Genomic DNA, 429 nt, shown 5'->3' on the forward strand with positions numbered 1-429 from the left:
GTGCCGGACTGTTTGATCGGGAGTTCGTAGACGAAGGTCTCGTGGGGGCGGATGCCGGGGAAGCTCACACCCGGAACACCGTCCATTTGGAACGGAATCAAGAAGCCGTGCCAATGGATAGAGGCGACTTCGTCGAGGGTATTTGTGACGGCGATGCGGAAGGTTTCGCCCTCGCGCAAGCGCAGGAGCGGCGCCGGAACCGTTCCGTTGACGGCGATGGCGCGCCCGGTCCGCCCTCCGACCGTGAAGGGCATGTGGCCGATCTCGAGAGCAATGTCTCTACCCGACAGGGTCGGCAGCGTCGGCGGGACGCCGCGGGTTCCGCTGCGCGCCCAAGCCGGAAGCATGGGGCTTAACGCGGCCGCGCTTCCCAGGGCGGCGCCGCGCGCGAGGAGGGCTCGACGGCTGAGCATGGGAACATTCCCTTCG

Annotated in this window: 1 protein-coding gene; it reads right to left on the reverse strand. The window is 66.9% G+C overall.

All coding sequences use genetic code 11. The features are described 5' to 3' along the window. The coding region (locus KZZ07_RS26685; protein ID WP_219519950.1) for a multicopper oxidase domain-containing protein at positions 1 to 413 on the reverse strand (413 nt) is incomplete at its 3' end. Positions 414 to 429: the final 16 nt, after the last annotated feature.

This window comes from Mameliella sp. CS4 (assembly GCF_019392335.1).
Classification (GTDB): Bacteria; Pseudomonadota; Alphaproteobacteria; order Rhodobacterales; family Rhodobacteraceae; genus Antarctobacter.